Source organism: Gemmatimonadales bacterium, from assembly GCA_041390145.1.
Taxonomy (GTDB): Bacteria; Gemmatimonadota; Gemmatimonadetes; order Gemmatimonadales; family GWC2-71-9; genus SPDF01.
In genome coordinates this window covers 41,388-54,100 of record JAWKQM010000010.1, presented here as the reverse complement: position 1 = coordinate 54,100, position 12,713 = coordinate 41,388, and the positions used below count along the sequence as shown (strand labels likewise).

13 protein-coding genes are annotated in these 12,713 nt (G+C 67.4%); 6 read left to right on the top strand and 7 right to left on the bottom strand.

Annotation, left to right across the window (positions count from 1 at the left end; all coding sequences use genetic code 11):
• Window positions 1-30: 30 nt before the first annotated feature.
• The 3 genes from udk to R2910_09915 are packed head-to-tail and all read right to left on the bottom strand — an operon-like array spanning window position 31 to window position 2,498.
• Window positions 31-663, bottom strand: a complete 633-nt coding sequence (udk, locus tag R2910_09925) for a uridine kinase (GenBank protein ID MEZ4413289.1) — start codon at window positions 661-663, stop codon at window positions 31-33.
• Window positions 663-2,240 (bottom strand): ATP-binding protein, encoded by a 1,578-nt coding sequence (locus tag R2910_09920; protein MEZ4413288.1) that lies wholly within the window; start codon window positions 2,238-2,240, stop codon window positions 663-665. The genes udk and R2910_09920 overlap by 1 nt, the downstream gene beginning before the upstream one ends.
• Window positions 2,241-2,294: 54 nt before the next feature.
• Window positions 2,295-2,498 (bottom strand): hypothetical protein, encoded by a 204-nt coding sequence (locus tag R2910_09915; GenBank protein ID MEZ4413287.1) that lies wholly within the window; start codon window positions 2,496-2,498, stop codon window positions 2,295-2,297.
• Window positions 2,499-2,567: 69 nt separating this feature from the next.
• On the opposite strand from R2910_09915, the gene R2910_09910 reads away from it, so the two are divergent.
• Window positions 2,568-3,110: a hypothetical protein gene (locus R2910_09910; GenBank protein ID MEZ4413286.1), complete on the top strand. Its 543-nt coding sequence runs from the start codon at window positions 2,568-2,570 to the stop codon at window positions 3,108-3,110.
• 85 nt (window positions 3,111-3,195) lie between these two features.
• On the top strand, window positions 3,196-5,235 hold the full coding sequence (fusA, locus tag R2910_09905) for an elongation factor G (GenBank protein MEZ4413285.1): 2,040 nt from the start codon (window positions 3,196-3,198) through the stop codon (window positions 5,233-5,235).
• A 39-nt stretch (window positions 5,236-5,274) separates the two neighbouring features.
• Here the strand turns inward: fusA and R2910_09900 are convergent, their stop codons facing one another.
• The 4 genes from R2910_09900 to R2910_09885 are packed head-to-tail and all read right to left on the bottom strand — an operon-like array spanning window position 5,275 to window position 8,945.
• Window positions 5,275-6,168: a tetratricopeptide repeat protein gene (locus R2910_09900; protein MEZ4413284.1), complete on the bottom strand. Its 894-nt coding sequence runs from the start codon at window positions 6,166-6,168 to the stop codon at window positions 5,275-5,277.
• A gap of 7 nt (window positions 6,169-6,175) precedes the next feature.
• Window positions 6,176-6,790, bottom strand: a complete 615-nt coding sequence (locus tag R2910_09895) for a hypothetical protein (protein ID MEZ4413283.1) — start codon at window positions 6,788-6,790, stop codon at window positions 6,176-6,178.
• A 29-nt stretch (window positions 6,791-6,819) separates the two neighbouring features.
• Window positions 6,820-8,157 carry a sigma 54-interacting transcriptional regulator gene (locus tag R2910_09890; GenBank protein MEZ4413282.1) on the bottom strand — a complete coding sequence of 446 codons (1,338 nt, stop codon included), beginning with the start codon at window positions 8,155-8,157 and terminating at the stop codon, window positions 6,820-6,822.
• A 17-nt stretch (window positions 8,158-8,174) separates the two neighbouring features.
• Window positions 8,175-8,945, bottom strand: coding sequence for a hypothetical protein (locus tag R2910_09885; GenBank protein MEZ4413281.1), 771 nt, complete (start codon window positions 8,943-8,945; stop codon window positions 8,175-8,177).
• A 280-nt stretch (window positions 8,946-9,225) separates the two neighbouring features.
• Between R2910_09885 and R2910_09880 the strand changes: the two genes are divergently transcribed.
• The 4 genes from R2910_09880 to R2910_09865 all read left to right on the top strand — a co-directional run bounded on the left by R2910_09880 (window position 9,226) and on the right by R2910_09865 (window position 12,660).
• Window positions 9,226-9,435 (top strand): PspC domain-containing protein, encoded by a 210-nt coding sequence (locus R2910_09880; GenBank protein ID MEZ4413280.1) that lies wholly within the window; start codon window positions 9,226-9,228, stop codon window positions 9,433-9,435.
• Window positions 9,432-11,042 (top strand): peptide ABC transporter substrate-binding protein, encoded by a 1,611-nt coding sequence (locus tag R2910_09875; protein ID MEZ4413279.1) that lies wholly within the window; start codon window positions 9,432-9,434, stop codon window positions 11,040-11,042. The genes R2910_09880 and R2910_09875 overlap by 4 nt, the downstream gene beginning before the upstream one ends.
• Window positions 11,039-11,929 carry a 3'-5' exonuclease gene (locus R2910_09870; protein MEZ4413278.1) on the top strand — a complete coding sequence of 297 codons (891 nt, stop codon included), beginning with the start codon at window positions 11,039-11,041 and terminating at the stop codon, window positions 11,927-11,929. The genes R2910_09875 and R2910_09870 overlap by 4 nt, the downstream gene beginning before the upstream one ends.
• A 257-nt stretch (window positions 11,930-12,186) precedes the next feature.
• Window positions 12,187-12,660, top strand: coding sequence for an Ig-like domain-containing protein (locus tag R2910_09865; protein MEZ4413277.1), 474 nt, complete (start codon window positions 12,187-12,189; stop codon window positions 12,658-12,660).
• Window positions 12,661-12,713: the final 53 nt, after the last annotated feature.

The following is a 12,713-nucleotide window of genomic DNA, read 5'->3' as shown; positions in this document are numbered from 1 at the left end:
CCGGCGTGGCCGGAGGACAATCGGGCAGGGTTACCCCGGTGCGCCACGCCGGCGGGCGATCTCCGCCGCCACCCGGGCCTCGAGCATCTGGATGGCGATGGTGTTCCGTCCCCCCTCGGGGACGATGATGTCGGCGTAGCGCTTCGAGGGTTCCACGAACTCGAGGTGCATCGGGCGGACGGTCCCGAGGTACTGGGCAATGACCGAATCCACCGAGCGACCCCGTTCCGAGACGTCGCGCTGCATGCGGCGGATGAAGCGCAAGTCGTCGGCCACGTCCACGAACACCTTGACGTCGAAGAGCCCGCGAAGGCGGGCGTCGGCGAAGATGAGGATGCCGTCCACGAGAATGACGTCGCGGGGTTCCACCCGGATGGTGCCCGGCGCGCGCGTGTGCTGCGCGAAGTCGTAGGTGGGTTTATCGATCGGCCGGCCCGACGCCAGGGCTTCGAGATGTGCCACCATGAGGTCGGTGTCGAGGGCGTCCGGATGGTCGAAGTTGGTCCGGATGCGCTCCTCGAGGGGGAGGTGCCCGAGGTCCGCGTAATAGGCGTCCTGGTCGAGGAAGACGGCGTCCACGCCGAGCCGGGCGTGGATGGCCATCGCAACGGTGGTCTTCCCCGAACCGGATCCCCCGGCGACGCCGATGATCAGCGGGCGCATCAGGACTCCCCTCGCGCGCCCGCGTGGGGGGTGGCCACCTGCATCGGGAGGGGGCCGTCGACGGGGAGGATGAACCAGAAGGTGCTGCCCCGGCCGAAGATCGATTCCGCGCCGATGGTCCCGCCGTGCAGTTCGACGAACCGCTTGCTCAGGGCCAGGCCGAGTCCGGTGCCCTGCTGCTGCCTGCTTGCGGAGCTGTCCACCTGGCTGAACTCAAGAAAGAGCCGCGCGGCGTCCTCGGGCCGGAACCCGATGCCCGTGTCGCTGACCGAGACCCAGATGGCGTCACGCGACAGCAGGCGCGTGGCCTCCCCGTCGTCACCGGAGGGCACGGGCAGCGGCGCCCGCGTGCGGACCACCGCGAGACGGATCTCGCCCGCCTCCGGGGTGAACTTGGAGGCGTTCGACAGCAGGTTGATCAGCACCTGCTTGACCCGGAGTTCGTCGGCCACGGCGACGAGCGCCCCGTCCTCCACCTCGACCGTACAGCCCTGTCGGCGGACGGTGCGGAGACTGGCCGTATCCGCCACGGCGGCGGTCACCGCCTCCCGCAGATCGGTGGGCCCGAGTTGCAGGGTCATGGCGCCGGCCTCGATCTTGGAGAGGTCGAGCACGCTGTTGATCATCTCCAGCAGGTGCCGGCCGTTGCGGAGCACCGCTTCGAGAAACTCACGCTGCTCGGCGTTGACCGGCCCGACCGCCTCGGTCAGCAGGAGGTCGGAGAACCCGTTGATGGCGTTGAGGGGGGTGCGCAACTCGTGGGACATGTTCGCCAGGAACTGACTCTTGAGCTGGGTGGCCCGGACGAGTTCGCGGTTCTTCCGGTCGAGCGCGTGTTCGTTGCGGCGGCTCTCCTCCAGCACGTTGGTGCGGTCGATCGCGACGACCACCTGGTCGCCCAGGGTCTGGAGCAACTGGAGCGCGTCGTCGTCGTACTGGCGGCCGTCGCGGCGATTGTGCACGCTGATCGTGCCGATAACGAGGCCGGCGGAGCGCAGCGGCACGAGCGCCGCGGAACGCAGCGAGGCGGGCGTCCCGTCGGGGCGAAAGCTCCGGGGGTCGGCGTCCATGTTCTCGCTGATCAGGGACTGGTCGTTCACCACCACCCACCCCGAAAGTGACTGGTCCATGGGGAGGAGCTGGCCGATCACCGGCGCCAGCGGTCCGCTGCCGGCGGAGATCTTGAGGAAGCGCCCCTCCTCGACCACCAGGGCCACGAGCGCGGCCTCGCTTTCGAGGAGGTCGGCGGCCGCCTGCGTCACTTCCGTGAGGATGTCCTCGAGCCGGCGTCCGGCGAGGAGGCTGGCGGCCAGCCGGCGAAGCCGCTCGAGCTCCCGGTTCCTTGCGGCGGCGGCCGAGAGCGCATCACGGAGCGACCGGGCCTGGCGCTCGGCCACCGCCCGTGCCTGGATGAATCCCGCCCAGGCGAGCACCGTGGTCAGCAGGACGAGGAGGAGCCCGAGGAGATTCTGCTGCCACACGAGATAGATGCCGACCCAGCCGCAGACGGTGGCGAGGGCCGTGTACACGTCAGGCGACGGGCCGCGGCGCAGGACCTGGGGCAGGGGGGAGGGCATGGGATGGAAAGATATATGGACGGCGGGCCGGAGACCGGAGGGCGTGCGCCGTCCCTATTCCCACAGGACCTCGTGGAATTCGGTTGTCCCGGAGTTGAGCATGGCTCGCAGGTAGGGGCGGCACAGTCCGCATTGGTCGCCGCAGCCCGTTTCGCGCAGGATGTCGTCGAACGTCCAGTGGTGGGCGCGTGCCAGGGGAAGCAGCGTGGCAAACGGCATCCGCTGGCAGACGCAACGGGTGATCGTGATGGCGGGCATGGCGGCAGGATAATAGGTTCCCCGGCGGGATGCCGATGCCCTCGTCGGCTCCAACCCTCGGGAGGCACCGTGCGCGTCCGCCCAGCGTTGTTCGGTATCGTGGCGCTCCTGCTCGCCGTGCCTCCCGCCCTCCAGGCCCAGATGCCGGCGCCCACACACTTCGAGAGCTGGCGTCCGCCCACTTCCGCCCTCCTTCCTGACCGCCCCGCGCCTGACAGCGGCCACGCCCCCCCGAATGGAAGCGGGATGCTGCTTGGCGGGGTCACGGGCTGGGCGATCGGGTGGGCGATCGGAGCAGCGGTGGGCAGCGCGGTCGGATGTAACGGCAGTTACTCGGGTGAGTGCGGCTTCGGACCTGCCATCAGTGGCGCCCTGGTGGGAGGCTCATTCGCAATTCCGCTCGGCGTGCACCTCGGCAACCATGGGCGCGGTGAGCTGCTGAAGGGTGTGCTGGTCTCGGCCGCCATCGGAGGGCTCGGCATCGCGGTCGGATCCTCAATCGACGATACGGGGCTATGGCTCCTCCTGGTTCCCGTCGGCCAGATCATCGGCTCCACCTGGATGGAGGCGCAAAGCACGCCGAAGGTGGCCCCGGCGAACGCTTCACAGTGAATTCATCAAGTCTTTCATTCGGCGTTTGACAACGGCGGGATTGGCCTGCAAACTCCCTTGACCCGATCACAAGGAGGTGCAGACCATGCGTGTCTATGGCTCGGACGCGATCCGCAACGTGGCGTTTGTCGGCCACGGCGGGAGCGGCAAAACCACCCTGGTTGACGCGCTCGCCTTTGTCTCTGGTGCCAGCCGGCGCCACGGCAACATCAAGGACGGCACGACCCTCACCGACTACACTCCCGACGAAATTTCCCGCCAGCACTCGATCAGCCTCGGCCTGGCCTACGCCGAGTGGATGGACACCAAGCTCAACCTGCTCGACACCCCCGGCTATCTCGATTTCTTCGGCGAGGCCGTGACGGCGCTGCACGCCGCGGATGCGGCGGTCGTGGTGCTGAGCGGCGTGAGCGGCGTCGAAGTCGGCACCGAAAAGGTCTGGGAGGTGTGCGATCAGCTCCACCTGCCGCGACTCCTCTTCGTGGGCCAGATGGACAAGGACAACGCCGATTTCGAGCGGGTCTTCGCCGACGTCAAGGCGCATCTGACACCCAAGGTGTTGCCGGTGGAAATCCCGATCGGGGGCGGTTCCCAGTTTGGCGGCATCGTCAATCTCTTTTCCGGCAAGGCGCACCTCTATACCGCCGGCACCAAGTCGGGGGACTATGAGGAAGTGGACGTGCCGCCGGAGTACCAGGACCGGGTCAAGGCGTACACCGAACAGTTGGTCGAGACCGTCGCGTCGACCGACGATGCCCTGGTCGAGCGGTACCTGAGCGGGGAAGTGATCCCGCGCGAGGAGGTGACGGCCGCCCTGAAGAAGGCGGTGGCGGAGGGCGCGATCGTCCCGCTGTTCGTGGGCAGCGCCCAGCTGACCTACGGAATGCGCGCGCTCCTGACCGAAATGGTGGACCTGCTCCCGTCGCCTGCCGAGGTGCCGGCACCCGCGGACGCACCCCTGCTCGGCCGGGTCTTCAAGACAACCTCCGAGCCACACGTCGGTGACGTGACCCTGTTCCGCCTCTATCGTGGCGGACTGAAGAACGGAGCCGAAGTCTGGAACGCCGAGCACGAAGTGGCCGAAAAGCTGAACCACCTGTCGGTCCAGCAGGGCCGGGAGCGCACCGAGGTGAGTGAGCTCTGCGCCGGTGACATCGGGTCGGTCGCCAAGCTGCGCGACACCCACACCGGAGACACCTTCTGCCTGCGGGATGCACCCGTCCATCTCTCACCGATTCCGTTCCCCGAGGCGGTGGCCTCCGCAGCGGTGGTGGTCAAGCAGCGCGGCGAGGAGGACAAGCTGGCGGCGGGGCTCCACAAGCTCCACGAGGAGGACCCGACCTTCCATTTCGAATACAACTCCGAGCTTCGGCAGACGCTGATCCACGGCATGGGGGAGCGGCACTTCGAGATCCTCCTCGGACGGCTCACCCAGAAGTACGGGGTGCACGCCGATCTGGCGCGGCCCCGGATCGCATACCGCGAGACATTCAAGGGGAAGGCGGAGGGGCAGGGGAAGCACAAGAAGCAGAGCGGTGGCCGCGGACAGTACGGCGATTGCAAGATCCGTATCGCACCGCTCCCGCGGGGAGCCGGGTACGAATTCGTGGACAAGATCGTGGGGGGCGTCATTCCCGGGAAGTACATCCCTGCCGTGGACCGCGGCATCCAGGAGTCGGCCGAGCGGGGTGTGGTGGCGGGCTATCCCGTGGTGGACTTCAAGGTGGAGTGCTTCGACGGGTCGTACCACGACGTGGACTCGAACGAGATGTCGTTCAAGATGGCCGGTATCCTGGCCTTCCGAAACGTGGCGCCCAATGCGCGTCCGGTTCTGCTCGAGCCGCTGGCGGACTTGGAGGTTTGGACGCCGGAGGATGTGCTTGGCGACGTGATGGGCGACCTCAGCGCGCGCCGCGGACAGATTCTCGGCACGGCACTCGATGGCCGGTTGACCAAGGTGCAGGCGGTGGTGCCGGAGTCAGAACTCTACCGGTACACCACAACGCTGTATTCGATCACGCATGGACGGGGGACTTTCCGGCACAGTTTTCACGGGTATGTGGAGGCGCCACCGGACGTCGCCGCCCGCGTGGCGGAGGAGCACAAGGAGGAGCAGGGGCACTGACCCCGGCTCCCATCTACCAGATAACAAGAGGGGCGCCGATCAGGCGCCCCACTCGTTTCTGAACCGATCGAGCAACCCGGCGGCGCCCAGCCGCGTCAGCCCTGCCTCCGCCTCGGTGCGCAACGACTCGGCCAGGTCGCGCTTACCGAGCGCCCGCGCGGCGCGCGCGGCGACCGTAGTGCATTCCGCCTCGAGAAGGGCGGTGCCGAGACTCCGGGCCTCCTGGCGCGCGCCCTGCGCCTCGTCGAGCGCGGCAACGGCGTGGCCAAGCCCCAGGTGGAGCAGGGCCCGGAGCCGGCGTGCTTCCGCGACGCCGACCGGATCGTCCCCCTCGGCGGCGAGGACGGCGGCACGTTCGATTTCCCGCTCCGCCAGCGGCCATCCCTTCAGTTCCAAGTGCAGTTCCGCCAGTCCCACCAGCGCCAGGCTGCGGAGCGCGTTGTCACCGAGTTGCTCGGCGTGCCGCACGGCCTCCTCCGCGGCGCGCTCGGCATCGGTCCACTGACTCAACTGACGAAAGGCGATGCCGAGGTTGTGTGAGGTCTCCGCCATCCCGCGACGATCGCCGAGGCGCTGATAGGAGAGCAGCGCCGTCCGGTAGAGGCTGAGCGCCAGGTCGGGGCGGCCGGTCAGGTGGGCCACGGAGGCGAGGTTATTGGATGCGCGGGCCGTCATCAGGCTGTCGTCGAGGGTGTGTGCCAGCTCCAGTGCGGTGCCGAAGTAGCGTTCCGCGTCCCCAACTTGCCCGGTTTCCCACGCAACCGCCCCGAGCAGGTTCTCCGCCCGCATCCGCCCGTCCGCGTCTCCCCTGGCGCGGAAGCGCGCTGCCGCGGCGGCCGCCAGCGCGGCGGCGCCGGGCAGGTTGCCCTGGCGCATCGCGGCGGTGGCGTCGCGGAGCACGGTGCCGGGATCGGCGGCGGGAGGCGTGGTCATCGAATACTCAGTAGGCGATCGCGTACCGGGTGAACCCGAGGATGTCCGCCTCGATCTCGTTGAGCTCCTCGATCTTGACGCCGCCGAGCTTCAGGTACGAGTCGCCTGGCTGCTCCTGGCGCCAGATCGCCATAACCTGCTCGATGTTGCTGTCCTCGGCGTCCACGTCGCCGTCGTCGTCGAAGTCACCGCCGGTCTCGCCGTATTCGATCTTCAGCTGGGCCGGGAGGCTCGGGTTGAAGGTGAGCCCGGCGGGCTGGAACTCAAACTGCACCAGCGCGGGGTCCTGCACTCGCACCGTGATCAGGACCGAATCCCCGACGGCGATCGGTGTGCCGTCCGGATAGTTGAGCAGGCTCCCGGCATCCACGCGGAGCCGCATGTACTCCTCACCGGGACCGGTGCCGGCGGCGTTGGTGAAGTCGATGCGGAGGATGCGGTCCTCGCCCTTCTTGGCGTAGAACGAATCCACCGGATTCCAGATCGCCGGGCTGCCGGCGGGGAGACGGATGATGGTGAGAGCGCTCGGCGGTTTCACCTCGTCGGTGTTCGGCCCGCCGGAGTCGGTGCAGGCCGCCGCGGCGGCGGCCAGGATGAACGGGAGGAGTCGGGCGGAGCGCATGGAATATCCTTTCACGAAGTCGAATCGCATCAGTCGTCCATCTGGTCGAGCACCCGCTGCAGCCGCGGACGGGAAATGCCGAGCCGGCGCGCGGCGGCGCTCTTGTTGCCGTCGCAGAGCGCGAGCATGCCCTGCACGGCGGCCATGGTGATCGCGGCCAGGTCCGCGGGAAACGGCAGGGTCCCGTTGACGGCAGGCTCCTGTGCGGCTGGCGCAGTTCCGAAGTCCAGCACCGAGACGTCCAGCGTGCCGGGCTTCGAGAGCACCAGCACCCGTTCCAGCGCGTTGCGCAGTTCGCGCACATTGCCCGGCCAGGTGTGCCGGGCGAGGGCCTCGCCGAAGTCCGTGCTGCTCACCGGGACCGGGAGCCCGTACCGCTCCGCCAGTTCAGCGGCGAAGGTCTCCGCCAGGAGTTCCAGGTCGTTCCCACGGTCCCGGAGCGGCGGCAGGACGAGGCGGACCACGTTCAGTCGATAGTACAGGTCCTCGCGAAAGGCCTTCTCCCGCACGGCCAGCGCCAGGTCGAGATGCGTCGCGGCGAGGAGCCGGATGTCCACCTTCCTGGTACTGGTGCCGCCGACCCGCCGGATCTCTCTGCTCTCCAGCGCCCGCAGGAGCTTGGCCTGGAGTTCCAGTGGCATATGCCCGATCTCGTCGAGAAAGAGCGTGCCACCGTGCGCCTGTTCGAAGAGCCCCGGCTTGGCGGCCACGGCTCCGGTAAAGGCGCCGCGCTCGTGCCCGAACAGCTCGCTCTCGAGGAGGTTGGCGGGAATCGCCGCACAGTTCACCTCGACAAACGGTTGCGCGGCCCGGGGACTCGCATAGTGAATGGCGCGGGCCAGGAGCTCCTTCCCGGTGCCGGTCTCCCCCCCGAGGAGGACCGTGACATCGCGGTGACCGGCGACCCGTTTGGCCTGCTCCAGCACCGCGCTCAACCCTGGGCTCCGGCCGACGATGGCGGCAAACCCGGCATCGGCGCCCTCGCTGGCGGCAAACTCCGCGGCCTCCACCCTGGCGCGCGCGGTCCGGATGTCCCGCTCCAGCGAGCGGCGCAACACATCGAGATCTTCCGGCAGAACCAGGTAGTCGCTGGCGCCTGCCCGGACGGCGGCGGCCGCGATCCGGTGGTCGGGCGTCGAGCCGATGAAGTACCAGGGTGCGTCGCCCAGCACCGGCAACTCCGCCAGCGCCTCGCCTTCCCGTCCCCCCGCCATCACCAGCACGGCCGCGGGGGGGTCGGCTGGGGCTCCGCCCCCGGCTGCCCGCGTGGACAGCCGCCCCCCCGCCTCCTTCACCAGGTCGGTGAGCGAACCGTGGAAGCTGTCGCTGACAACAACAGCTTCCACTCTCGGGGTGTGCTCAACCATGCGGTCTCGTGGTCAGGTCAGTCGCTTCCGTGGTCGTCGTGGCCGTCGTGGTTCTCGTCCTCGAAGGCATCGAACGAGCTGGTGATGTTGCTGTTGACGACGCTCTCGTTCGGCCCGCCGCTGTTGGCGCTGGACGGATCGATGAGAGAATTGTCATTCGCGCGGAACCAGGTACCGATATCAATGTACAGCGTGAAGTCGGAGGTGCCGGCATCGGTGACCACGAGGGGCGGCGAGAGGTCCATCTCCTGCTCGGCGCTGACGTCCGTCTCGTAGGTGAACGCGGCGCCGTTCCAGGTGCCGGTGACCCGGATGCTCACGCCGTTGAAGTCGGGGTGCGCGGCCAGGAAGGCGGCGTTTTCCGAGTCGTCCGACGGCTTGTGCACCTTGAACTCGAACTCGTCGTAGGTGCCGGGCAACACGTCGACGGTGATCACCGAGGTGGCACCGGCGGAGAGCGGCAGGTCGAGCAGGTACGGGCCCGACTCGAGCTCCTCGCACTGGTCCTTCGACGCCGTGCTGTCGCACTGGCTGGTGTACTCGGAGCGCTTGAGCTCCAGTTCCTTCACCACCATCTCCACGCTGTTGATGACCAGCGTGTTGGTGCCGTCGGTGTATTCGACCGGCGCCCCGCTCAGCTGCATGCCGGGCGCGGCGGCGGCGGCCGTTCCACGAGTGGCGATGTTGAGCGAGACCGCCGGATTCTGGCTGGCGGGGCCGGATGAATCGCACGCGGCGAGTGCACCGACGAACATGAGGGCTCCGACCAGCTGACGATTGCGTGACATGGCATAACCTCCTGAAGGAAGCGCGAAGACAGATTGGTTTCGGCCTCTTCAAGGGCAACCCGGGTGCCATCGATGCCGTAAGCCACAACTGATTGATAGACAACAATTTACACTGTTTCGACCTGCTGGTGCGCTTCCAGGATCGCATCGGAAGATTACTGGCTGTAATGATACGTTGCAACGGGATGCAACAGGCAGCCGATTCCCGGCCCCGGTCCGCGATCCCCGGGCGGTGGGCCCCCGTCCTTATATTGAGTCAAATCCTCACAAGGACCTTCCGATGTCCAGCTCGACGCGTCCCCTCCACCGGTCCACCAAGAACCGCATGATCGCCGGCGTCCTCGGCGGGCTTGCGGAGTATTTCGATCTTGACCCGACGCTGGTTCGGGTTGGCTACGTGGTGGCGTCGATCGTCTCCGTCGCCTTCCCGGGTATCCTGGTGTACATCGTCCTCTGGATGGTGATCCCCGCCGAGGGGAGCGACGCGTGACGTTGCGGCACGCCCGGTGGGCGTGGCCGGCAGTGCTCGCGTTCGGCCTCGCCTGCGCCCGCGAGCCCGCCACGCCATGCGCCGAATGCGGCACCATTGTCATCGCCGCCGCCGGGGAACCGTCGTCGCTCTTTCCTCCCCTGGTCTACGAAACGGTCGGCCGTGACATTACCGACCAGGTCTTCGAACGGCTCGCGAATCTGGCCCCTGACGCCGCGCCGATTGATCCTGCGGGCTACCATCCCGGCCTTGCTGACCACTGGGAGCGGGTGGACAGCCTCACCCTCCGCTTTCACCTGCGGCCCGGCGCAGTATGGCAGGATGGCATTCCCGTCACGGCGCACGATGTGGTGTTCTCGTTCGCCGCGTACGCCGATCCCGCACTCGACACCGAAGCGGGACCGGCACTCGCGGGCCAGGTGACCGTCGAACCGGAGGATTCCACAACCGTCCTGATTCGATTTGCGCGCGCCTATCCGGAGCAGTGGTACGACGCGACCTGGCACGTGCGCATCCTGCCGGCGCACATCTGGGAAGCCATCCCGCGTGCGGCATGGGAGGGAGACACCGCCCTGGCACATGTGATGGGGAGCGGGCCATTCCGGGTGGTCGACTGGGTGCCGGCCCAGTCGCTCCGCCTCGAGCCGGTGCCTGGCGCCGCCACCACCCTGACGCGGGTGGTCTGGCGCTTCGTGCCAGACCCCGACGCCGCCGTGAACCTCCTCCTCTCCGGAGAAGCCGACCTCGTCGAGCAGCTCGGTCCTCCCTCCCGTGTTGCCCGAGTCGCGGCGGATTCCAGCGCGCGGTTGATCCGGTATCCGTCGGCGGCGTACGGCTTTCTCGGATTCCAGTTGCAGGACGCGAAGGGGCGATCGCACCCACTGCTCGGCAACCGCGTCTTGCGACGCGCGCTGGCCCTGGGCATCGACCGGCCATTGCTGGCCGCCGGCATTTTCGGCGAAGGCACCGTGGCTCCCTCCGGACCGATGTCGCAGTTGCTCTGGATCAACAGCCCCGACATTCGCACCTTGCCATTCGACACCGCCGCCGCCGCGCATCTTCTCGACTCCCTCGGCTGGACGCGCGGGGCCGACGGGTTGCGGCGGCGAGGTGAGCAGGTGCTGAGCTTCGACATCCTGGTGCCCGGCACCAGCCCCACACGGCGGGACCTTGCCCAGGCACTGCAGCAGTCGTGGAAGCTGCTCGGCGTCGAGACCACCATCACGGCGGTGGACTTCCCGGTGTTCAACCAGCGGCTCGCGGCCGGGGCGTTTGACAGCTACATCGGGGCCTGGCTCGACGAGCCGAGCCCGAGGGGGCTGGCGGATCAATGGACCCGGGGTGGCTGGGACAAGCTGAACTATGGGCACTATGCGGATGCGGCGTTCGATGCGCTGTTCAGCCAGGCGGTTTCCGCGCCGGACACCGCCACGGCGGGTCCGCTTTACCGGGCGGCCATGGACACCCTGAACGCCGACGCGCCCGCACTCTTCCTCTATGCACCGATGCAGGTGGCCGGCGTCGCCCGCCGGATTGAGGGCGTGACCATCAACCCCTACTCATGGTTGAGTAACCTGTCGTCCTGGCGCGCGGGCCCGCGCCGATGACCGACAAGCTCGAGTCGCTTGCCGCCCAGCTGGACGCCTCCCCGGATTACCGGGTGCTGCGCCGTTTCGTGCCCCCGTCCCGGTACCACGAAGGTGATGGCAGCGCCACCGCCATGGGGGTCGTTGTCGACGTGGAAACGACGGGGCTCGACACCGCGCGCGACAAGATCATCGAGTTTTGCGGGGTGCCTTTCGAGTTTGAGAAGGAGAGCGGACGCATTCTGACGGTCGGCGAGGCCGTGAGCTGTCTCGAGGATCCGGGTCGGCCCATTCCGGCGGAGGTCACGCGGCTGACTGGTATCACCGACGAGATGGTGGCCGGCAAGTCCATCGACGAGCAGGCAGTGGCCGCCATGCTTGCCGAGGTCGGGCTGGTCATTGCCCACAACGCCGGATTCGACCGGCCGTTTGTGGACCGTCGGCTTGCCTCGTTCAAAGGAAAGGCATGGGCCTGCTCGCAACGCGAGGTACCGTGGAAGGCACTGGGCGTCAGCTCGGGGGCGCTTGAGTTCCTGCTGATGAAGCGCTGCCAACTGTTCTTCGACGGACATCGCGCCGACGCCGATTGCCACGCAGTGCTCCGGCTGCTGCAGGAGCCGTTCGACGATGGCACACTCCCGTTGCAAACCTTGCTGGAGTCGGCGCGGACGCCGTCATTCAGGGTGTGGGCACTGAATTCAGCCTATGACAAGAAAGACGTCCTGAAGCAGCGACGGTATCGGTGGAGTGGCGGGGAGGGAGGGCTCCCGAAGGCGTGGTATACCTCCGTGGCGGAGGATGGCCTTACCGAGGAGGAATCCTGGCTCTCGGCGACGGTGTATGGCGGTGGCACGGGATGGAAGGTCGAGCGAATGGACGCGAGGAGCCGATACGCTGAGGCGGAGTGAGCCGCCTGCCGTGAACCAGGATGACGAGACGCCCCGACTTCGGTACCGGCGCGCGGGTGCACCGCTGCCCCACAGGGCTATGAGGGTCTCTTCACGACAACCTCACCGACGGTTCAGGGACCAATAGCGATGCCTTGTTGAGAATCGGGATACCATGGTTCCCGTCTCGAACAACTTCCCCGGATGTTGAGGTGTGTGTCATGTTCAGGCGAACGCAGGTTACGGCAATTCTCGTATGCACTTCCGCTCTATTCACGATGGCGTGCAATGATAGCAGTGCCCCTGCCGATCCAACCGCCACGGCATTGACGGTCGTTTCTCCCGTTGGTAACGCGACCAGTGTCGACCCGGCGGCGCCGATCGTGCTCACCTTCTCCGCGCCCCTGGCCGCGGGCATGGAATCGTACATGGATGTTCACGAGGGCACGACGGCGGGCCCTGTTGTGCCAATGAGTTGCACCTGGTCGGGAGATCGGACCACGCTCACCTGCACCCACGCGGCCCCGTTTGCCAGTGGCACGATGTACACGATTCACGTCGGCGCTGGGATGATGGATGCCGATGACAGACCAATCGACATGGACGCCATGGTCAATCAGATGGGTGGGATGTGGCTGCAGTCAGGCATGATGGGTGGGATGCATGCAGGACAGCCGACCAACGGGATGGGCACGGGTTGGCACGGTTCGAACGGCAGTTATGGGATGATGTTTACGTTCACCACATCCTGACACGGCGTGAGGGCAGGGGTGCTGCGCCTTGCACCCCTATCCCCACGAACCGA

Excerpts from the sequence above, each read along its gene's own strand:
- udk (MEZ4413289.1), bottom strand. The coding sequence starts at position 663 with ATGCGCCCGCTGATCATCGGCGTCGCCGGGGGATCCGGTTCGGGGAAG.
- R2910_09920 (MEZ4413288.1), bottom strand. The coding sequence starts at position 2,240 with ATGCCCTCCCCCCTGCCCCAGGTCCTGCGCCGCGGCCCGTCGCCTGAC.
- R2910_09915 (MEZ4413287.1), bottom strand. The coding sequence starts at position 2,498 with ATGCCCGCCATCACGATCACCCGTTGCGTCTGCCAGCGGATGCCGTTT.
- fusA (MEZ4413285.1), top strand. The coding sequence starts at position 3,196 with ATGCGTGTCTATGGCTCGGACGCGATCCGCAACGTGGCGTTTGTCGGC.
- R2910_09900 (MEZ4413284.1), bottom strand. The coding sequence starts at position 6,168 with ATGACCACGCCTCCCGCCGCCGATCCCGGCACCGTGCTCCGCGACGCC.
- R2910_09895 (MEZ4413283.1), bottom strand. The coding sequence starts at position 6,790 with ATGCGCTCCGCCCGACTCCTCCCGTTCATCCTGGCCGCCGCCGCGGCG.
- R2910_09890 (MEZ4413282.1), bottom strand. The coding sequence starts at position 8,157 with ATGGTTGAGCACACCCCGAGAGTGGAAGCTGTTGTTGTCAGCGACAGC.
- R2910_09885 (MEZ4413281.1), bottom strand. The coding sequence starts at position 8,945 with ATGTCACGCAATCGTCAGCTGGTCGGAGCCCTCATGTTCGTCGGTGCA.
- R2910_09880 (MEZ4413280.1), top strand. The coding sequence starts at position 9,226 with ATGTCCAGCTCGACGCGTCCCCTCCACCGGTCCACCAAGAACCGCATG.
- R2910_09870 (MEZ4413278.1), top strand. The coding sequence starts at position 11,039 with ATGACCGACAAGCTCGAGTCGCTTGCCGCCCAGCTGGACGCCTCCCCG.
- R2910_09865 (MEZ4413277.1), top strand. The coding sequence starts at position 12,187 with ATGGCGTGCAATGATAGCAGTGCCCCTGCCGATCCAACCGCCACGGCA.